The following is an 18,068-nucleotide window of genomic DNA, read 5'->3' as shown; positions in this document are numbered from 1 at the left end:
ACGGTATGGACCCGTACCGATGATCCCGAAGCCGTTTCGAAATGTGTCGTTCACAAGACTGACACGCCCATCGGAGTGGCACATGTGTGGCACCCTCGACGCGCTCGCACCACCGCAAGGAGTCACATGGAGTTTCGGATCCTGGGTCCGCTGGAGGTCATCGCCGCGGGCAGGGTCGTCGCGCTCGGCGGACCGAAACCCCGGGCGGTCCTCGCCACCCTGCTGCTCGACGCCGACCAGGTGGTCAGCGTCGACCGGCTCATCGACGGCGTGTGGGGCGAGGACCCGCCGCCCAGCGCGACGAACGCCCTGCAGACCTACCTGTCGCGGCTGCGCCGGGTGATCGGCCCCGATACCCTCGAACGGCACCAGCGCGGCTACCGGGTCGTCGCCTGCGCCCGGCAGATCGACGCGCAGCGCTTCGAGCACGGGGTCGCCCGGAGCCGGGAGGCGCTCACCGCGGACCCGGCGGCGGCGCTGCGCAGCGTCGACGCGGCGCTCACGCTGTGGCGCGGGCCGGCGCTGATGGACCTCGCCGACGACCCCGCCGCGCAGGCGGAGATCGCCCGGCTCACCGAGCTGCGCCAGGTCGCCGCGGAGCTGCGGGTCGACGCCCTGCTCGCGCTCGGCCGCACCGCGGAGGCCGTCGCCGCGGCGTCGGCGCTCGTCGCGGAGCATCCGCTGCGGGAGGGCAGCCGCGCGAGGCTGATGCTGTCGCTGTACCGGGCGGGCCGGCAGGCCGAGGCGCTCGCCACCTACCACGAGGCGCGCACCATGCTCGCCGACGAGTTCGGCCTGGACCCGGGCGGGGAGCTGGCCACCCTCGCCCAGTCGATCCTGCGGCAGGAGCCGCACCTCGGCCCGGCGGTCCCCGCGCTCCCCCAGCCGCTTCAGCCGCCCCGGCCGCCGGTGCTGCCCCAGCCGCCGCCGTTGCCCGCGGACCGGTTCCTGGGCCGCGACGTCGAGGTCGCCGAGGTCCGGGCGCTGCTGCGCGACCACCGGCTGATCACGCTCGTCGGGCCGGGCGGCAGCGGCAAGAGCCGCCTCGCGGTCGAGGTGTGCCGCGGACTCGGCCGCGACGTGTGCGTCGCGGAGCTCGCCGGGCTCGCCGACGACACCCTGCTGGAGCCGACCCTCGCCCAGGCGTTCGGCCTGGCCGTCTCCACCGACCTCGCCGGCGTCGCCGCCTCCGTCGGCGACCGGCGGATCGTCCTGCTCGTCGACAACGGCGAACACCTCGTCGACGCCCTCGCCGGCGTCCTGCCGCGGCTGCTCACCGGCCTGCCCGGCCTGCGGATCCTCGTCACCAGCCGGGTGCCGCTGAGCATCGGCGGCGAGCGGCGCCACCCCGTGCCGCCGCTGCCCGCCGCCACCGTCGCGGTCGAGCTGTTCCTGGACCGGGCCGCCGCCGTCGCCCCCGAGTGGCGCTGCGACGCCGCCGAGCGGGCCGTCGTCACCCGGATCTGCGAACGCCTCGACGGCCTGCCGCTCGCCGTGGAGCTCGCCGCCGGGCAGCTCGTCGCGCTGTCCCCGGCGCAGATCCTGGAGCGGCTCGACGACCCGGCGGCGCTGCGGACCGCCCGCCGCGACGTGCCGGCCCGGCACCGCAGCCTCGACACCGCGATCGACGTGACCTACCGGCTCCTCGACCAGCCGCAGCGGGACACGTTCGCGCGGCTCAGCGTCTTCGCCGGCACGTTCGACCTCGACGCCGCCGAGCGCGTCGCCGGCGACGTGCTCACGCCGCTGACCGGGCTCATCACCGCGTCACTGGTCACGACGCTGCCGGACACGTCACCGCGGCGCTACCGCATGCTGCGGACGCTGCGGCAGTACGCCGGCCGCCGCCTCGGCGACGACGAGCGCCGCGCGGTCCGCCGCCGCCACCTCGCCCGCGCCGCGGAGCTCGCCGCGACCGCCGACCGTGAACTGCGCGGACCCCACGCCCGCTGGTGGCTGCGCGCCCTCTCGGCCGAGCAGGACGACACCCGCGCCGCGCTCGCGTTCGCCCTCGGCGGCGAGGACCCGGCGGCCGGGCTGCGGCTCGCCGCCGACCTCGCCTGGTTCTGGTACCGCACCGGCCACATCACCGAGGGGCTGCGCTGGCTGCGGGCCGGCCTCGACGCCGCCCCGGACGCGCCCGGCGACGACCGGGCCAGGGCACTGACCGGCATCGCCTGCCTGCAGTACCTCGCCGGGGACGTCGCCGCCAGCACCGAGGCGATCCTCGTCGCCCTGGAGCTCGCCCGGGCGGCGGGGCGGCCCACGACCCTGGCCCGCGCGTCGGCGTACCTCACCCTGTCGCTGGGCCTGCGCGGTCAGCTGGAGGAAGGGGCCAAGATGGGCGAGGAGGCCCGCGAGCAGGCCATCGCCAGCGGCGCCGACTGGGTCCTGCCCGAGGCGCTGATCAGTATCGGTCTGATCGCCGGTGCGAGCGGCGACGCGGAGACCGCCGCGGCCGCCCTCGACGAGGCGATCGAGGTCGGCACCCGCTGCGGCTTCGTCTGGTCGGCCGGCTCCGCCCGCTGGATCCGCGCCAAGCAGGCCGCCGTCAACGGCGAGCACGACGAGGCCTACGCGCTCACCCGCCGCGCCACCCGCGACCTGGACGAGGAGGACGACGTCACCGGCTGGCTCGCCACCACGCACCTGCTCGCCGGCACGCTCGCCCTCACCGGCCGGCCCGGCGCCGGCGCGGTGCTGCTCGGCGCGGTCGACGCGCTCGGCGGGCAGGTCGGCTACTCACCGCAGCGCATGGACCCGCTCAACGGCCCCCGCAACGTCGCCGCGGTCACGTCCCAGCTCGACCCGGCGGAGTTCGAGGAGGCGCACCGGCGCGGGCGGCTGATGGACCGGGCGGCGGTGCGCGCGTACATCGACAGGCTCTGACTGCACGTGGATTGCACGCGGCGGGCCGCACCATGGGCCTCCGCGACAACCACGGAGTATTCGATGAAGAAGTCCTTGACCATCGCTACCGCGGCGGCGCACCTCGCCCTGGCCGGCGCCATAGTCGTCCCCGGGACGGCGCACGCCTCGCCGCTGTGCGACCAGCCGGTGCCGCCGCCCGCGTGCGGCGACCAAGACCCGGACCCGGACCCCGGCCCGATCGACACCCCGGCCCGCGGCGCCCTCGACGCCGTCACGTTCACCAGCAACGGCGTGCGCGTCGAAGGCTGGGCCGCCGACGGCGACACCGCCGCGTCGCTGCAGGTCCACGTGTACATCGACGGCACGTTCGCCGGCTCGACCGTCGCGAACACCTACCGGGCGGACGTCGCGGCCGCGTACCCGTACTTCGGGGCGTACCGCGGCTACGAAGCGGTGATCCCGGCGAAGCACGGCTCGCACACCGTCTGCGCGTACGCCATCAACGTGACGCCGTCCGGCGCCACCCCGGCGGGCAACCCGCAGCTCGGCTGCCGCACCTACAACGCGCCGGCCATCTCGAACATCGTGTCGTTCCACAACGGCCAGCAGTGGATGATCTCGTTCGACGACAACGTCGTCGGCGAGACCAGCTTCACCGTCCGCTGGGACTACTGGGTCTGGTACACGATCCCCGGCACCCACGAGCGGGTGCAGACGCCGCGGTACTGGACGTACACGCTGCCGGCGCACGAGGGCACCGGCCGGGTCACGATGCCCGACCAGCGCACCATCAACGCCACCCGGCTGACCGTGACCGCGCCGGGCTTCGGCGGCGCCAGCACCACCGACCTCTACTGAGAGGTCCCACCTGACCGCACCGGCCCCGGCAACACCGCGCCGCCGGGGCCGGTGCCTCACGTCATCCCTTGCGGGCCCGCCCGACCCAGTCCTCGCTGCGCTCCCACAGCTCGGCGGCGCGCTTCGGGTCCCGGGCGTACGGCATGTACCCGCGGAACGGCCCGCTGCCGCCGTACTCCGTGGCGACCGCGCAGTCCTCGAGGTACTGCCCGCCCCGCTTGGCCAGGTCCGGCGACACCGCAGCGTAGACCGACGTCGCGGCGCCCTGCCCGGTCGTCTTGAAGTCCTGCAGCGGCCGGCCCTGCTCGTCGATCCAGCCGAGCTCCACCTGCTCCTCGACGCTCAGGTGCCGCTGCAACGGCGTCAGGATGCCGCCCGGGTGCAGCGCGTTGGCCACGATCCCGTCCCCGGCGTGCCGGCGGTCCAGCTCGACGGCGAGCAGCACGTTGGCGGTCTTCGACTGGCCGTAGGCCTGCCAGCGGTCGTAGGGGCGGTCCTGGAAGTTCGGGTCGTCGAGGTGTACGTCGCTGCGGTGGTGCCCGGCGGAGCTCACCGACACGACCCGAGCCTCGCCGGCCTGCGCCGCGCCCTCCAGCAGCCGCGGCAGCAGCCCCTGGACGAGCGCGAAGTGGCCGAGGTGGTTGGTGCCGAACTGCAGCTCGAACCCGTCGGCGGTCAGTGTGAACGGCGCCGCCATCACACCGGCGTTGTTGACCAGGATGTGCACCGGGCCGCTGACGGTCGCGACGAACGCGTCCACCGACCGGATCGATGCCAGGTCGAGCTCGGCGACCTCCGCCTCGACGACACCCTTGGCCTTCGCGACGTCCCGGACGGCGACGATCACCCGCGCGCCGGCGGCGGCGAGCGCCCTAGTCGTCTCGGTGCCGATGCCCGACGCGCCGCCGGTGACGATCGCGGTCCGTCCGCTCAGGTCGACGCCGTCGATCACCTCGGCGGCGGTGGTCTTCGCTCCAAGGTTCCCGTTCATACCTCCCACCCTGCACCTTCGAGCGCGCTCGAACGCAAGCCCCTCAGAACAGGGTGAGGGGCTCGTCGTCCTCGGCCGCCTCGGGCTCCGGCAGCGGCTCGAGCTCCGGCAGGCGCGCCCGGACCTCGTCGTGGAAGCGCCGGGCGAGGGCGGGCGCGTCGGCGTTGTCCGGCGTGTGCACGAAGACCGTCGGCGACCGGCCTTCCCGCAACCAGCCGGTCACGACGTCCAGCCAGACCTGCCAGCCGTCGACCGTCCTGTCCGGGTCGTCGCGGCCGAGGTACCGCACGATCGGCCGCTCGGTCAGCGCCGCCGTCCGCCGCGGCACCCGCGGCTTCTTCGTCCACGCGTCGCGCTCGGCGTCGCTGGTCGGCGGGCTGGTGAAGAACGCGGTCGTGTCGAACGGCACCCACTCCGCCGCCACCGTCTCCAGGGCCGTCTCCAGCTCGCGGGCCGCCGCCCGGTCGGCGAAGAAGTCCAGGTGGCGGACCTCCACCGCGCACCGCAGCGACGGCGGCATCCGGCGCAGGAAGCGCTCCAGCACCGGCACGTCCGCCGGCCCGAACGACGCGGGCAGCTGGATCCACACGGCGTGGGTGCGGGGGCCCAGCGGCTCGATCGCGTCGAGGAACGCGCGCACGTCGGGGCCGGCGTCGGTCAGGCGCCGCTCGTGGGTGACCCGCTTCGGCAGCTTCACCACGAACCGGAAGTCCGGCCCGGTCTGCCGCGCCCACGTCGCCACGGTCTCCCTGGTCGGCGTCGCGTAGAACGTGGTGTTGCCCTCGACGGCGTTGCACCGTCCGGCGTACGCCTTGAGCCGCTCCTTCCCCGGCCACTGCCACGCCTTGTGCGCCCACATCGCGCACCCCACGTGCAGCTTCACCCGCACTCCCCCAGAAGCCGCAGGTCCGCCCGGTCGACCTCGCGGGGCTCGTAGCCCTGGTGGAAGACCTGCTGAAGCCGCTTCGAGATGCACGGCACGGCCCAGCCGCCGATCGTGCCGATGGTGAGGTCGGCGCGCGGGTAGTCGAACCAGCCGCCGTCGAGCCCCTCCTGCCGTCCCGCACCGTCGTCGGTGAAGGCCACGGGGTGCAGGTCGACATACCCGCCGCCGGGGCCGGCGACCTCGACGCGGACGGGGCGCCAGTCGGTCTCGATCCGGTAGCCGAGCGCCTCGAGGGCCCGCAGCGCCTCGGCCTCCCGGGCGCCGTCGACGGCGAGGTCGAGGTCCCGGTGCTCCCTCGTCTGCCGGCCGACGAGGGCGTCGATGCCCCAGCCGCCGGAGATCCAGTGCGGGCAGCCGGCCGCCTCGAGGGCGTCGAGCACCTGGTGCACCTGGGCCTCGTTCATCGCCGCTTGCGGGCCTTGGCGCCCGGCTGCGGCCTGGCGGGTCTTCTCCTGGCGGGTTGCTCCGCAGCGCGGCCGCGGGTGCTGTTGGCGGTGCGTCCCCGGACGATGCCGATCATCTCCTCGACCAGGTCGGTGTGGCGGTCCCGGACCCAGGCGAGGCCGACCGAGGAGGTCGGGGCGTCGGCCAGCACACGGTAGGTCAGGTCCTTGCGGTGGTGGGCGCGGGCGAGGGACTGCGGGACCACCAGTACACCTGCCGAAGACGCGACCCATTCGACCGCGGCGGCCGTCGTCCCCGGCCGCTCCGCCAGCACCGCCGCCGGCATCGACGGCCAGGTCAGGGTGTCGTCGAGCGGGCTCAGGAGGGTCTCGTCGGCCAGGTCGGCGACGGTCAGCTCCTCGCCCGCGGTGAGCAGATGGTCCTTCGGGACGACCACGACGGTGGTCTCGGTGTACAGCGGGATGGCGTGGAACGCGTCCGGATCGACCGGCAGGCGGACCAGCCCCGCGTCGGCACCGTCGAGCAGCAGCCCCGGCGCGTCCTGGGCCGGGACGGGCTCGACCAGCAGCTCCACGTCGGGCAGCCGCTCGGCCCACAGGCGGGTCCACTTGTCCACGGTCACCCCCGGGACGACGAGCAGGCGAAACGGCGTGGGCATCCGGCCAGGGTACCCTTGGCCGCGTGAGCCCGAAGAAGTCCCAGGTGATGAAGCCCGCCACGGCGGCGCTGAAGCTCGACGTGTATCTGCCCGCGACCCCGCAGGAGTTCCAGGACGGGATGGTGTCCCGCGAGGAGCTCGACGAGATGCAGCGCAACCCCCCGCAGTGGCTCGCCGACCTGCGCAAGGACGGCCCGCACCCGCGCAACGTGGTCGCGGCCCGCCTGCGGGTCTCCAACAGCGGGCTGGCCCGCGGCGGCATCACCGACCCGCTCACGACCGCGCAGATCGCCGCCCTCGCCGCGGACCCGCCGGAGTGGCTGGTCAAGGAGCGCGAGATCCACGCGGAGAACAAGCGCGAGGAGCGCCGCCTGCAGGCCGCCCGCGAAGAGGCCGCCGCGGCGCCCGCCCCGCAGAAGACGCCCGCCAAGAAGTCGGCGCCTGCCAAGAAGTCGGCGCCCGCGAAGAAGCCCGCCCCGAGGAAGGCCGCCGCCGCGCGCCGCGGCCGGTAGCGCCGCTACGCGTCCAGCAGCTGCTCGCGCAGGATGTCGGCGTGGCCGCAGTGCTGGGCCAGCTCGCGCAGCACGTGCAGGTAGACCCAGCGCAGCGGCAGCGGCCCCCGGCGGTTGCCGGGCAGCAGGTCGTCCAGGTCGAGCCCCGCGGTCGCCCGCCGGGAGGCCGCACAGGTCTCCCGGAACGCCGCACGCACGGTGGCGATCGTGTCCGTGTCGTCGAGGACGAAACTCTCGTCGGGTGTTTCCGGAATCCCGATCTCGGCCCGGGACCGGCCGGTGACCGCCTCGTCGAACCACACCTTCTCGACGAACGTGACGTGCTTCACCAGCCCGAGCAGCGTCGTGCGGGACCGCACCAGCGACCGGCGCGCCTGCTCCTCGGTGAGCCCGTCGAGGCACACGGCGAGCGCCTCGCGGTGCTCGTCGACGAACGCCTCCAGCTGCACCCGCATCGGGTCGTGAAAGCCGGTCATCAGGCCACCTCCAGGTGATACATGGCGACGACGCGGAAGCCGCGCCCGTCGGTGCCGGCGAAGCGCACCCGGTGCGCCCCGGGGCTGAGCGGCTCGACCGTCGACCACAGGCCCCACACCCGCATCCCGACGGCACCCCGGCGGCGGGTGACGGGGTTCAGGAACACGCCCCGCACCTCGAAGAGCTCCGACGCGTCGATGGGCACGACCGGGTGCCGTTCGTCGTCGACGTACGCCTCGCCGGTCGCCTCCGGCATCGGCGGGATGTACGTGCCGTCCGGGCACCACATGTTGAACGCCGGGAAGAACAGCGGCACACCCGCCGGGACCGTGCAGCGCCGCTCGACGGCGCCGCCGAAGCACCCGGCCAGGAACCACACGTCCGCGGGCTGGCGCCGGTGCGCGTGCCGGCCGGTGTCGTCGGCCACCGGGTTGCGCAGCGGCCCGCTCGCGGCGACCCACTGCACCCACCGGGCCGCCAGGCCCTCGGGGCTGTCCGGCCGGTACGGGAACGTCGTCACGTCACAAGATCATAGCGGCGTCCCGGTCGTCCGGGGCTCCAGGAGCGCCGCGCGGAGCCGGTCGTACGTCGGGGCGAGCGCCCGCAGCAGTGCCGCGGCCGCAGGCAGGTCGCCGGTGACCACCGGGTGCTGCAGGGCGCCGACGAGGCGGGCCTGGCCGACGGCGATCCCCGCCGCGCCGGGGTAGCCGGCCAGCCGCAGGCAGTCGGCGGTGTCGCTGAGCCGGCGGGCGCCGACCCGGATCGCGAAGTGGATGAGGTGTTCGCGCAGCCCACCGCCGGCGCCGGCCGCGACGAGTTCGGCGCACCGCAGCGCGGCCGCGGCGTTGGCGAGGCTGCCGGGCGGCATGCCGGCGCCGGCCCGCGCCCCCAGCCACTCGACGGCGGCGGGGATGACGGCACGGATCGCGTCGGCGTCGGTCACGTCGGCGACCTTCGTGAAGCCGGTGCGCATGGTGTACGGCTCGCCGTAGTCCACCGTCACCGCCCGCCAGGCCGCCATGAAGTCGGCGACCGGCACCTGCGCGTACGGGTGGCCGTGCGGGTCGTGGACCAGGACCCGTTCGCCGTCCACGTCGAGGACGACGACGAAGTGGTCGGCGCCGATCGGCCCGGTCATCTCGGGCTGGTGCCGCAGGTGGCCCATCTCCAGCGGCCCCGCCCACACCGGGCCGTCCTTCACCGCGGCGGCCAGGCGGGCCAGCGCGGCGGCGGCGTCCCCTCCACTGTGGACGGCCGAGGTCCAGCCGAGCGCGTCCAGCGCCCGCCCGCAGCCGATGCCGGGGTTCCAACCGTACGCGTCGAAGAACACCGTCGTGCCGGCGACGAGCTGCATGCCGAACGGGCCACCGGTGGTGACCTCGATGACCGCGGTCGGCGGCGCCGCCGCCCCCATCAGCATGGCGAACGAGTTGCTGTAGCAGTACGGGCCGTTGCCAACGTAGGGCACGTGGCGCATGGAACGGTGCTCCTATGGTGAGACGGGGTATGCGACGTCGAACCGCGCGCCGGCGGTGCCCGGGTGGACCTCGTACGGGCGGCCGGTGGTCACCATCCCGGGCCGCGCGTCCGTCCACGCCTCGACGGCGTCGTACACGCGCAGGATCAGCGGATAGTCCTCCATCGGCGCCGGCACCGGCAGGTACGCCTCGGTGTGTGCCGGGATCAGCCGCACGTACAGGTCGTCGACCGGGTCGACGGGGCCGGTGCAGGCGATCGACACCTCCACCGGCGCATCGCTGTCGGGCGTGACCAGCTCGTGGAAGCAGACCCGCCGCAGGCCGTCGGCGGGCAGCCCCGAGTCGCGCAGGTGCGCCCGGATGTCCCGCTCCGCGGTGCGGATCAGGTCCTTCAGCCCGCGGATGTCGACCTGCCGGCGGCGGCAGACGGCCCTGGTCGCGGCGACGTCCCGGACCCGGACCGCTCCGGCGAGCGCGAGGTCCTCGCCGGAGCGGTCGACCGCCTCGACCACCGCGGCGCGCTCGTCGAGCCGGTCGCGCTGCGTGCGCAACCACCCCCGTAGCTCCAGCGCCCGCGCCTGCGGGGTGAGGTCGAGCAGGGCACCGATCTTCGCCAGCGGCAGCCCGAGCGACCGGAGCCTGGCGATCAGCCGGGCCCGGGGCAGCTGCTCCGGCCGGTAGTAGCGGTAGCCCGTCGCCGGGTCCACCTCGGCCGGGATGAGCAGCCCCTGCTCCGCGTACAGGCGCAGGGCCTTCGGCGACAGCCGCGAGGCCGCCCCGAACTGCCCTGCCAGCAGGTGCTTTCCGTCCACGCCCCCGAGTCTGCGGCTTTCCCTTGGGGCAAGGTCAAGCGCTCGCCCCCGTCGCAGCCTCGCTTCAGCCGATGTACGCGAGCGCGAAGCCGACCGTCGGGATGCCGAACACGATCGACACCACGGCCATCTTGGTGATCGTGGGGCGGCGGGTCAGGACCGCGTAGGCGGCGAGCAGGACCGGTGTCATCAGCAGCTGCGGCACGAGCGTCGAGCGCGGCACCAGCACGTCCAGCCACGCCAGCAGCACGCAGAACGCCAGCGCAGCCGCCCACAGCGCGACGCCGAGCCGGTGCGCGAACCGCGGCCCGAACCGCACGGCGAACGTCGTGTCGCCCGCGCCCGTGTCGGCGGCCAGGTCGGTGACGGTGGTCGGCACGTACAGGGCGGCGGCGAAGAGCAGGCCGATCAGCCCGAACTGCCACGGAAACTCCCACGGCGGCCGGGTGATCGCCCAGCCCGCGGCCGGCGACACGACCCCGACGACCAGCGCGTTGACCGCGACGTCCCAGCCGGGCCGGGTCTTCAGCCGCAGCGGCGGCACGCTGTACGCCCAGCCGAGCAGCAGCACCCCGGCGACGCCGAGCACGAACAGCGGCCCCACGTACAGGGCGGCCGCGACGCAGGTGACCGCCAGCCACCGGTACCACACCCGCAAACGCCTGGCGGAGACCGCTCCGGTGACCAGTGGGGCCGTCGCCTTGCGCGGGTTGTCGCGGTCGCTGCGCAGGTCCTGCAGGTCGTTCTGGGCCAGCACCGCGCCCCAGATGAGCGGGCCGAGCACGAGCAGCGCCACGAGCGCGCGCCCCCGGTCGGCCGGCGCGGGCAGCCAGTCGTGCCCCGCCAGCACCGTGCCGAGGTACGCCGGCACCCACGACACCGGCCAGAACCACGGCCGCGAGACCGCGACCAGCACCGCGGCCGGACGTTCCAACACCGCCGTCATGCCCCGATCATCGTCCTCGACACCTGTGTCCGCACTGAGAGCCGCGTCATGCCGGGGTCGCTGTTTTCCGGGCGGCTCCTAATGGCAGAACAGTCGGATTCCCGTTCGGACGAGGGTGATGCCGCGGCGGTCGCACTCGGCGGACACGTCGGTGGAGCGGATCGAGTCGCCCGGTTCGGCGATGTACCGCACGCCGTGCCGGGCGGCGTGCTCCACGTTGTCGGCGAAGGGCAGCGCCCCGTCGGAGACGAACGCGACCCCGTCCCTCCCAGCCAGCCAGGCCTCCCGGTCGGCGGCGTCGAGCAGCTCCACCCGCCGGAGCTGCTCGGCGACCCGGTCCTGGACCTTGTCCTGGTCGCCGGCGGGCACCGCGGGATGGCGGCGCAGCCACCACGTGTCGGCCTTGGCGCCGGCCAGCCTCGTGCAGTCCACCCGTGACTGCTGTCCCGCGCCGACCCCGAGCACCATGCCGTCCCGGACGTAGGCGACCGAGTTCGACTGCGTGTACCTGACCGTCACCAGCCCGAGCAGCAGGTCGTCGGCCGCGGCCCCGGGCAGCCCCTCACCGAGCAGTTCCCGGGTCAGCGGGGCGTCGTCGCACGGCTGGGTGAGGCGCATCCCGTACACCTCGCGATGCTCCACCGAAGGAGGCCGGAACGCCGGGTCTGCCTCGACGACGAGGAACCGGCCGCCCTTCTTCGCCGCGAGCGTCGCCACCACCCCGTCCTCGAACCCGGGCGCCACGATTCCGTCGGACACCACCCGCCGCAGCAGGTCGGCGAGCTCGGCGTCGACGGGCTCGGACACCGCGACGAAGTCGCCGTAGGAGCTCTTCGGGTCCGCGTCCCGCGCCCTGACGTACGCGCTGGTCAGCCGGCCTGTCGTCGCGGGGTTCAGCCGGTACGTGGCGGCCATGACCACATCGAGCGGACCCGCGGTCGCGGCCCCGGCGGGCGACACGTGCTTGAACGACGCCGCGACCGGCCCGCCGAGCGCGGCCGCCGCCTCCCGGACCAGCTGCCAGGCCCCGGCCGCGTCGAGCACGTTCACGAACGACGGCGCCCCGTGCAGGAACCGCAACGGCGGCCGCCCCGGGTCGAGCGCTGCCACCTTCGCGGGTCGCTGGTGCGGGTTCATGCCATAGCGCAGGTCCACCGTGCCTCCGTTTCGCAGGACGTCTGCTTCCCGGAGGCGCCCAGGCGGACGGCGCCACACCCATCGATCCGGCCGGTCCCCGGTGGTGCCCCACCCGCGCCAGTAACGGCCGCCCCTAACCTACCGGACCTCAGCGCATCGAACCGGCACCGATGTGCGGGGAAGGTGCGGCCGGGCAACCCGATCCCGGGTGGTGTACGTGTCTAACGCGATGATGATGCGAATTCTGCGGCGCGGCCGGCGCCCGCACGACGACGAGTTCGTCGCGTACTACGCCGCCCGCGCCGGACACCTGAGAAACACCGCCTTTCTGCTGTGCGGGGACTGGCACCTCGCCGAGGACCTGACCCAGACGGTGTTCACGAAGCTGTACCGCGCGTGGGGCCGGATCGACCGGCACGACGTGCTCGACCAGTACGCGCGGCGGGTGCTGCTGCGGGCCTTCCTCGACGAACGCCGAAGGCCGTGGCGGCGGGAACGCCCGACGCCCGACGACGAGGTGCTCGACGCGAGCGTCCCCGACCAGCGGGGCGTCGAGGACCGGCAGGTGCTCAAGCGGGCGCTGCTGCGCATCCCGAAAGGGCGGCGGGCGGTGCTGGTCCTGCGCTTCTGGGCGGACCTGTCGGTCGAGCAGGTCGCCGACGTGCTCGGCTGCTCCACCGGCACCGTGAAGAGCCAGACCGCCCGCGGCCTCGACAACCTGCGCGAGGTGCTCGGCGACACCCTCGAAGACCTCAGACCGACCAGCCCCGGAGGACTCCAGTGAACGACGTGAAGATGCTCTGCGACCTCGCCCTCGACGACGCGCCGCCGCTGCGCGAGGCGGAGCGGGTCCTCGCGGTCGCGGCCCGGTCCGCGCGGACCCGTGACCGGGTCGTCGCCGCCACCGCGGGTCTCGCCGGCGTGACGGTCGCGGCGGCCCTGGTCGCGCCCGCGCTGCTGCCGTCCCGCCCGCAGCCCCCCGCGCCGTTCGTCGCCGTGCCCGCCGCGCAGCCCGCCGGCTCTCAGGTCGCGTCCGCGGCGCCGGTACCGTCGGCGCAGGCGCTCCCGACACACGACCGCGCCGTGTACGACCTGCTCGTCGCGGCCCTGCCGGCGGGGTACACGGGGCGCACCCAGTACCCGTTCGCCGGTCCGAGCACGCCGGCGATGCGCCTGGACTCGCCGACCGGCTCGGCGCTCGTGGTGATGTCCGCCCACGTCGTCGTCTCGGACGGCCACGGGGAGGGCTACCTCGGCGCGTACCTGGCGCAGACCAGCGAAACCGTGCCGCCCGGCGGCCTGTGCGCCCTGCCCGACGCGGGCCGCGAGTGCCGCGTCGTCGACGTCGCCGGCGTGCCGGTCGTGGTCTGGCTGGAGGACCACGGCGACGGCGACGTCATCGTCGCCCGCCGCTACCTGCAGGGCGGCCACTTCAGCGTGACCGCCCAGCGCACCGTCCCCGTCTACCCCCACGACACCGCCACGGACCGCAAACCCGCCCTGGACAAGGCGTTCATCACCGCGGACCAGGTCGCGGCGCTGGCGGGCAACCCGGCGATGCTGCCCTGACGCCGTCCTAGCGAGGCAGACGCGTGGCGTCGGCGACCAGCCGGCGCCACGCCTGCCGCACCGCGTCCAGCTCCGCCCGGTGGCCGGCCTCCCACGCCCCCAGCGCCGGCGCGACCCGCGCCATCGCCAGCTCGTACGCGGGGCGGCGGCACGCGGCGTCGGCGGCGAACGCGGCCTCGATCTGCCCGGCCGGCCGGGTGGACAGGTACTCGGGGCGGTCGTCGCCGACGTCGGGGTGGCCCTTGCTCCGCATGCAGGCGGCGAGCCCGCCCTCGACGCGGTGGTAGTTGAGCAGTTCGGCGGCCCGTCGCTCCTCGACGCTGCCGGTGATCCGCCGCATCAGGTCGTCGAGCCGCGCCGCCGGCTCGGCCCCGCCGGCTCGGCCCCGCTGACCGGCGCCGCGACCGGCGACGATGCCACGAGCACGACGAAGACCCAGACCAGCACCCCGAACACCCGACGCGTCATGTCAAGGTGAACGACCGGAGCCCACCGCCGGTCGCGACCCGGTTGCCGCCCGCCGCCTGCCGGGTACCGTGGCGGCGTGCGGCGACTGGTCGGTGACGAGATCCTGCAGCCGTGCGCCAGCTGCGGCGGCATCAGCCGGAGCTGGGTGACCGAGGTGCTCTACTACGGCCGGATCGAGCGGAGCGTCTCCACGCGGTGCGAATGCGGCGCCGCGTGGGAGGAATGCGGCATGGACGGGTTCTCCGGGATCTACCGGGAGGCGCTCGTCGCCCGCGTCGGGCTCGCCCGGGTGCACGCCGACCCCGAAGTCAACCGTCCGCTGCGGGCGCGCCTGCTCGTGGTGTTTCGCCGGTACGGGATGACGATCGCCGAGGCCGTCGACGCCTACGCGCGCCTGACGGGGGACGGCGTCACCGGCACCCCGGCCGAGACGCAGTTGCTCGCCGACCGGCTGGCCGCGGCGGGCGGGACGGTCACGACAGCTGCGGGTACACCGTCCTGAGGTCGGCGGCGAGGGCCTGCTTGGCGCCGGTGGCGGCGTCGTCGACGAGGATCTCCAGGTCGCCCCGGGCGACGCCGTCGGCCACGGCGGTCGCGACGGCCGCGGGGTCGAGCTTCGGCACGTCCCAGCGGGACATCATGTCGGTGTCGGCGGCGCCGAGGTGGACGCCGGAGACCTGGGTGCCCTGGGCGGCCAGCTCGAGGCGGATGCCGTTGGTGAGGCTCCACTCGGCGGCCTTGGCCGCGGCGTAGGACGTCGCGTTGAGGAACGTGATCCACGACAGCACCGACAGGAGGTTGACGACGGCGCCGCCGCCGTTGGCGGCCAGGATCGGGGCGAAGGCGCGGACCATGCGGAGCGTGCCGAAGAAGTGCGTCTCCATCTCGAGGCGGATGTCGTCGAGGTCGCCGTCGACGAGGTTGGCGAACGTCGCCACGCCGGCGTTGTTGACCAGCAGCGTGACGTCGCCGGCCGCGGCCGCGGCGGCCGCCACCGATGCGGCGTCGGTGACGTCGAGCGGCAGGACCGTCGCGCCGGGCAGGTCGACGGATCGCGGGTCGCGGGCCGTCGCGTACACGGTCGCGCCGCGGGCGAGCAGTTCGCGGGCGATGTGCAGGCCGAGGCCGCGGTTGGCGCCGGTGACCAGCGCGACGGACCCTTCGATCTTCATGGTTACCTCTTGAAGTGGTCCGATCACGGTATGGCACCGACGCGCGTCAGGAGATCAGCCTTTGCGGCTACGGCGGATCGCCCAGAGGACGAGGGCGGCACAGACGGCGGTGAGCGTCAGCGTCGCGACGGTGACGGCGTTCTCGAAGCTGTGGGTCGCCGCGGTACGGGTACCGACGTCCGTCAGCGGACCGGCGAGCGCGGCGGCCACGATCGTGCCCGTGACGGCCATGCCGATGCTGCTCGCGACCTCCTGGCTGGTGTCGTTGAGCGCGGCGCCGATGGAGGTCTGGTCCTCGGGCAGCCCGCGCATGACCGTCACGGCGGCGAGGATCATGACGACCCGCATGCCGGCGGCCGTCAGTACCAGTGCGACGGCGATCCAGGCGTAGTGCTGCCGGCCCAGGAGGCCATAGATGAGCAGGCCCGCGACGACGGCGGCCGCGCCGATCGGGCCGGCCAGGCGGGTGCCGAGCTTCTCGACGAACTTCTCCACGAACGGCCCGACCGCGAGCATGGTGACGATCTGCGGGAGGTTGCCGAGCGCGGCCTGCGCCGGTGACCAGCCCCAGACGAGCTGCAGCTGCAGCGAGACGCTGAAGGTGAGCACGGCGAGCCCGAGGCCGATCGCCGCCTGGTACGCGAGGCTGGCCGACACCGACGGGCGCCTGAGCAGGGCGAAGTCGAACATCGGGTGGGCGGTGCTGCGCTCGCGGAGCACGAACCCGAGCGCGCTGAGCACGGCGCCCGCGCCGGCGAGCCACGGCTTCGCGTGACCCCAGCCCTCCTCGACCGCCAGGGTGGCCGTCCACAGGGCGAGGATGATCGTGGCCGTGCCGAGCAGCGCGCCGGGCAGGTCCAGCGGCGAGCGGTTGCGGTGCGCGGGGTCGTCGGCGGGGACGCCGAACCGGATGCACCCGATCGCGAGCACCGCGATCGGCACGTTGAGCAGCAGCAACGCCTGCCACGGCAGCACCTGGATCACCAGCCCGCCGACGGTCGGCCCCACGGCCAGGCCGACGAGGCCGACCGAGGAGATCAGGCCGGTCGCCCGCATCAGGAGGTTCTCCTGGTCGAACAGCCGGAAGCACAGCGCCATCGTCCCGGGTGCGGTCATGGCCGCGGTGACGCCGATGACCGCCCGCACCGCGACGAGCTGGCCCGGCGTGCGGACCGCCAGCACGGCGAGGCTGGCGAGCGCGAACAGGCCGAGCCCGATGAGCATGACCCGCCGGGTCCCGTACCGGTCGGCGATGGAGCCGAACGCGATCATCAGGCCGCCGAAGAGCAGCGAGTAGCCGGAGGTGATCCACTGCAGGTCGGCGGCGGAGGCGTGGAGGTCCCGCGTGATGGTGGGCAGCGCCACGTTGAGCACGGAGTTGTCGAGCATCTCCACCAGGAAGACGACCGACAGCCCGAGGATGGCGGGCCAGACCGCCCGCAGGGAGGTGGCCTGCCCCGGCTTGCGCACCTCGGTGACGTCGACACTCATCTCGCACCCCCTTCTGGAATGTCATTCCATTACGCTCCGATTCTGGAATGACATTCCAGTCCGTGTCAAGATGGAGGCATGCCACAGACACCCGCCAAGGGCCGCACCGCACGACTGTCGAGGGAGGTGGTGGCCGCCGCCGCCGTCGAGCTGCTCGACGAGCACGGCGAGCGCGGGCTCACGTTCAAGCTGCTCACCGAGCGGCTCAAGACGGGTGCGGGCGCGCTGTACTGGCACGTGGCGAACAAGGACGACCTGGTCCGCCTCGCCGCCGACCGGGTCATGGGCGACGCGCTCACCGAGGGCTCCGACGCGTCCCTGCGGACCCTCGCGCTCGCCGTCTACGACACCTTCGAGCGGCACCCGTGGGCCGCAGCCCACATCGGCGTGGTGCCGCCCCAGCCCAACGCGCTGCGCCTGCTGGACCGCATCGGCACCCTGCTCACGAAGACCACCCTGCCCGCCGAGCGCCACTTCGTCATCGCCACCGCCATCTTCAACTTCGTCACCAGCGTCACCGCGCAGGAGAGCGGCAACGCCGTGACCGCCGACCCCAGCGTGAGCCGCGACACGGTCCTGGCCGAGCTGGCGGCGCAGTGGGAGGCCCTCGACCCGGCCGCGTTCCCGTTCCTGACCCGCGCCGCCGCCGACCTGCGCGACCACGACGACCGCGACCAGTTCGTCGCCGGCCTCGACCTGCTCCTGGACGGCCTGCGCCTGCAGGAGCTCAAGCTCGACACCGCACCGGACCCCGACCGCCCCTGAACACTCCCGCCGGGCCACGGCTCCAGGAGCGCTCCAGTCCCGCTGCACCGGCCGCGAACAGGCTGGTCCGTGAGCCCGCACCACGCGGGACGCGCACCCTGGAGGGCATCCATGGCACTGTTCGCCGTCTTCACGCACCAGAACCCCATCGGGATCAGCTCCGACGAGTTCCGGCACCGGCTGCCGGAGGGCTTCGGCTACATCCAGGGCCTGATCGACAAGGGCGTCATCAAGCACAGCTGGATCGTCGTCGGCCAGTCCGGCGGGCTCAACATCTACGAGGTCGCCTCGCACGAGGAGCTCACCGACGTCCTGTACGGCAACCCGCTCTCCTCGCACCTGCGCCTCGAGGTGCTGCCGCTGTCGACGCCCGGCGGGTTCGACGTCGACGCGTTCGCCAACCGCGACCTCGCGCCCGCGGGCTGAGCCCGTGCGGGCGCTCGTCACGACCGGCGGGGGCGGCGCCGCCCCCGCCGCCGCCGGCGTAACGGACCCGGCGCCCGGGGAGGCCG

Annotated in this window: 22 protein-coding genes; 8 read left to right on the top strand and 14 right to left on the bottom strand. The window is 74.2% G+C overall.

From position 1 onward, the window contains the following. Positions 1 to 126: 126 nt before the first annotated feature. Positions 127 to 2,889: a BTAD domain-containing putative transcriptional regulator gene (locus AB0J72_RS22750; protein ID WP_363401730.1), complete on the top strand. Its 2,763-nt coding sequence runs from the start codon at positions 127 to 129 to the stop codon at positions 2,887 to 2,889. 63 nt (positions 2,890 to 2,952) lie between these two features. Further along, entirely contained in the window at positions 2,953 to 3,729 is a 777-nt protein-coding gene (locus AB0J72_RS22745) for a hypothetical protein (protein ID WP_363401728.1), read from the top strand. Between the two features lie 61 nt (positions 3,730 to 3,790). Here the strand turns inward: AB0J72_RS22745 and AB0J72_RS22740 are convergent, their stop codons facing one another. From AB0J72_RS22740 to AB0J72_RS22725, 4 genes are read right to left on the bottom strand one after another with little or no spacing between them, the layout of a single operon-like run. Further along, positions 3,791 to 4,720, bottom strand: coding sequence for an SDR family NAD(P)-dependent oxidoreductase (locus AB0J72_RS22740; protein ID WP_363401726.1), 930 nt, complete (start codon positions 4,718 to 4,720; stop codon positions 3,791 to 3,793). Between the two features lie 43 nt (positions 4,721 to 4,763). After that, positions 4,764 to 5,579: a DUF72 domain-containing protein gene (locus AB0J72_RS22735; protein WP_363401969.1), complete on the bottom strand. Its 816-nt coding sequence runs from the start codon at positions 5,577 to 5,579 to the stop codon at positions 4,764 to 4,766. 20 nt (positions 5,580 to 5,599) lie between these two features. Continuing rightward, entirely contained in the window at positions 5,600 to 6,070 is a 471-nt protein-coding gene (locus AB0J72_RS22730) for a hypothetical protein (protein WP_363401724.1), read from the bottom strand. After that, positions 6,067 to 6,729, bottom strand: coding sequence for a LysR family transcriptional regulator substrate-binding protein (locus tag AB0J72_RS22725; RefSeq protein ID WP_363401722.1), 663 nt, complete (start codon positions 6,727 to 6,729; stop codon positions 6,067 to 6,069). Before AB0J72_RS22725 ends, AB0J72_RS22730 begins: the two co-directional genes overlap by 4 nt. Before the next feature lie 23 nt (positions 6,730 to 6,752). Between AB0J72_RS22725 and AB0J72_RS22720 the strand changes: the two genes are divergently transcribed. Continuing rightward, positions 6,753 to 7,241 carry a DUF5997 family protein gene (locus AB0J72_RS22720; protein WP_363401720.1) on the top strand — a complete coding sequence of 163 codons (489 nt, stop codon included), beginning with the start codon at positions 6,753 to 6,755 and terminating at the stop codon, positions 7,239 to 7,241. A gap of 5 nt (positions 7,242 to 7,246) precedes the next feature. Here AB0J72_RS22720 and AB0J72_RS22715 read toward each other — a convergent pair whose 3' ends face one another. The 6 genes from AB0J72_RS22715 to AB0J72_RS22690 form a co-directional block, all read right to left on the bottom strand. Then, on the bottom strand, positions 7,247 to 7,717 hold the full coding sequence (locus tag AB0J72_RS22715) for a DinB family protein (protein WP_363401718.1): 471 nt from the start codon (positions 7,715 to 7,717) through the stop codon (positions 7,247 to 7,249). Then, positions 7,717 to 8,238: a hypothetical protein gene (locus AB0J72_RS22710; protein WP_363401716.1), complete on the bottom strand. Its 522-nt coding sequence runs from the start codon at positions 8,236 to 8,238 to the stop codon at positions 7,717 to 7,719. Before AB0J72_RS22710 ends, AB0J72_RS22715 begins: the two co-directional genes overlap by 1 nt. A 9-nt stretch (positions 8,239 to 8,247) precedes the next feature. Further along, a complete protein-coding gene (locus AB0J72_RS22705; RefSeq protein WP_363401714.1) occupies positions 8,248 to 9,186 on the bottom strand; it encodes a hypothetical protein in 939 nt (312 codons plus the stop codon). Positions 9,187 to 9,207: 21 nt separating this feature from the next. Further along, positions 9,208 to 10,008: a helix-turn-helix domain-containing protein gene (locus AB0J72_RS22700; RefSeq protein WP_363401712.1), complete on the bottom strand. Its 801-nt coding sequence runs from the start codon at positions 10,006 to 10,008 to the stop codon at positions 9,208 to 9,210. Between the two features lie 64 nt (positions 10,009 to 10,072). Continuing rightward, positions 10,073 to 10,954, bottom strand: coding sequence for a prenyltransferase (locus AB0J72_RS22695; RefSeq protein WP_363401710.1), 882 nt, complete (start codon positions 10,952 to 10,954; stop codon positions 10,073 to 10,075). A 78-nt stretch (positions 10,955 to 11,032) separates the two neighbouring features. Further along, positions 11,033 to 12,109, bottom strand: coding sequence for a phosphoribosylaminoimidazolecarboxamide formyltransferase (locus AB0J72_RS22690; RefSeq protein WP_363401708.1), 1,077 nt, complete (start codon positions 12,107 to 12,109; stop codon positions 11,033 to 11,035). A gap of 211 nt (positions 12,110 to 12,320) precedes the next feature. Between AB0J72_RS22690 and AB0J72_RS22685 the strand changes: the two genes are divergently transcribed. Further along, positions 12,321 to 12,875 (top strand): SigE family RNA polymerase sigma factor, encoded by a 555-nt coding sequence (locus tag AB0J72_RS22685; RefSeq protein WP_363401706.1) that lies wholly within the window; start codon positions 12,321 to 12,323, stop codon positions 12,873 to 12,875. 5 nt (positions 12,876 to 12,880) lie between these two features. Next, positions 12,881 to 13,660 carry a hypothetical protein gene (locus tag AB0J72_RS22680; RefSeq protein ID WP_363401704.1) on the top strand — a complete coding sequence of 260 codons (780 nt, stop codon included), beginning with the start codon at positions 12,881 to 12,883 and terminating at the stop codon, positions 13,658 to 13,660. Between the two features lie 7 nt (positions 13,661 to 13,667). On the opposite strand, the gene AB0J72_RS22675 is transcribed toward AB0J72_RS22680, so the two are convergent. Both AB0J72_RS22675 and AB0J72_RS22670 read right to left on the bottom strand, forming a co-directional pair. Continuing rightward, positions 13,668 to 14,000: a hypothetical protein gene (locus tag AB0J72_RS22675; RefSeq protein WP_363401702.1), complete on the bottom strand. Its 333-nt coding sequence runs from the start codon at positions 13,998 to 14,000 to the stop codon at positions 13,668 to 13,670. Continuing rightward, positions 14,000 to 14,128, bottom strand: a complete 129-nt coding sequence (locus tag AB0J72_RS22670) for a hypothetical protein (protein ID WP_363401700.1) — start codon at positions 14,126 to 14,128, stop codon at positions 14,000 to 14,002. The genes AB0J72_RS22675 and AB0J72_RS22670 overlap by 1 nt, the downstream gene beginning before the upstream one ends. A 76-nt stretch (positions 14,129 to 14,204) precedes the next feature. Between AB0J72_RS22670 and AB0J72_RS22665 the strand changes: the two genes are divergently transcribed. Then, the gene (locus AB0J72_RS22665; protein WP_363401698.1) at positions 14,205 to 14,630 is read left to right on the top strand and encodes a hypothetical protein; all 426 of its coding nucleotides are present in this window, start codon (positions 14,205 to 14,207) and stop codon (positions 14,628 to 14,630) included. Here AB0J72_RS22665 and AB0J72_RS22660 read toward each other — a convergent pair. Next, positions 14,602 to 15,300, bottom strand: a complete 699-nt coding sequence (locus AB0J72_RS22660) for an SDR family oxidoreductase (RefSeq protein ID WP_363401696.1) — start codon at positions 15,298 to 15,300, stop codon at positions 14,602 to 14,604. The genes AB0J72_RS22665 and AB0J72_RS22660 overlap by 29 nt on opposite strands. Before the next feature lie 54 nt (positions 15,301 to 15,354). Next, entirely contained in the window at positions 15,355 to 16,791 is a 1,437-nt protein-coding gene (locus tag AB0J72_RS22655; protein ID WP_363401694.1) for an MFS transporter, read from the bottom strand. Positions 16,792 to 16,869: 78 nt separating this feature from the next. On the opposite strand from AB0J72_RS22655, the gene AB0J72_RS22650 reads away from it, so the two are divergent. Both AB0J72_RS22650 and AB0J72_RS22645 read left to right on the top strand, forming a co-directional pair. Continuing rightward, complete coding sequence (locus tag AB0J72_RS22650; RefSeq protein ID WP_363401692.1) at positions 16,870 to 17,556, top strand: TetR/AcrR family transcriptional regulator C-terminal domain-containing protein; 687 nt, start codon at positions 16,870 to 16,872, stop codon at positions 17,554 to 17,556. A 111-nt stretch (positions 17,557 to 17,667) separates the two neighbouring features. Then, a complete protein-coding gene (locus AB0J72_RS22645; protein WP_363401690.1) occupies positions 17,668 to 17,982 on the top strand; it encodes a muconolactone Delta-isomerase family protein in 315 nt (104 codons plus the stop codon). The last annotated feature ends 86 nt before the right edge of the window (positions 17,983 to 18,068 follow it).

The sequence above is a fragment of the Dactylosporangium sp. NPDC049742 genome (assembly GCF_040674675.1).
GTDB classification, from domain to species: Bacteria; Actinomycetota; Actinomycetes; order Mycobacteriales; family Micromonosporaceae; genus Dactylosporangium; species Dactylosporangium maewongense.
Note: the sequence above shows the minus strand (reverse complement) of the source record. Positions and strands in the feature narration are given on the sequence as shown.

Bases quoted from the DNA above. Each gene is read 5' to 3' on its own strand.
- AB0J72_RS22750 (WP_363401730.1), top strand. From the start codon at position 127: ATGGAGTTTCGGATCCTGGGTCCGCTGGAGGTCATCGCCGCGGGCAGG.
- AB0J72_RS22745 (WP_363401728.1), top strand. From the start codon at position 2,953: ATGAAGAAGTCCTTGACCATCGCTACCGCGGCGGCGCACCTCGCCCTG.
- AB0J72_RS22740 (WP_363401726.1), bottom strand. From the start codon at position 4,720: ATGAACGGGAACCTTGGAGCGAAGACCACCGCCGCCGAGGTGATCGAC.
- AB0J72_RS22735 (WP_363401969.1), bottom strand. From the start codon at position 5,579: ATGTGGGCGCACAAGGCGTGGCAGTGGCCGGGGAAGGAGCGGCTCAAG.
- AB0J72_RS22730 (WP_363401724.1), bottom strand. From the start codon at position 6,070: ATGAACGAGGCCCAGGTGCACCAGGTGCTCGACGCCCTCGAGGCGGCC.
- AB0J72_RS22725 (WP_363401722.1), bottom strand. From the start codon at position 6,729: ATGCCCACGCCGTTTCGCCTGCTCGTCGTCCCGGGGGTGACCGTGGAC.
- AB0J72_RS22715 (WP_363401718.1), bottom strand. From the start codon at position 7,717: ATGACCGGCTTTCACGACCCGATGCGGGTGCAGCTGGAGGCGTTCGTC.
- AB0J72_RS22695 (WP_363401710.1), bottom strand. From the start codon at position 10,954: ATGACGGCGGTGTTGGAACGTCCGGCCGCGGTGCTGGTCGCGGTCTCG.
- AB0J72_RS22685 (WP_363401706.1), top strand. From the start codon at position 12,321: ATGATGATGCGAATTCTGCGGCGCGGCCGGCGCCCGCACGACGACGAG.
- AB0J72_RS22675 (WP_363401702.1), bottom strand. From the start codon at position 14,000: ATGCGGCGGATCACCGGCAGCGTCGAGGAGCGACGGGCCGCCGAACTG.
- AB0J72_RS22670 (WP_363401700.1), bottom strand. From the start codon at position 14,128: ATGACGCGTCGGGTGTTCGGGGTGCTGGTCTGGGTCTTCGTCGTGCTC.
- AB0J72_RS22660 (WP_363401696.1), bottom strand. From the start codon at position 15,300: ATGAAGATCGAAGGGTCCGTCGCGCTGGTCACCGGCGCCAACCGCGGC.
- AB0J72_RS22655 (WP_363401694.1), bottom strand. From the start codon at position 16,791: ATGAGTGTCGACGTCACCGAGGTGCGCAAGCCGGGGCAGGCCACCTCC.
- AB0J72_RS22650 (WP_363401692.1), top strand. From the start codon at position 16,870: ATGCCACAGACACCCGCCAAGGGCCGCACCGCACGACTGTCGAGGGAG.
- AB0J72_RS22645 (WP_363401690.1), top strand. From the start codon at position 17,668: ATGGCACTGTTCGCCGTCTTCACGCACCAGAACCCCATCGGGATCAGC.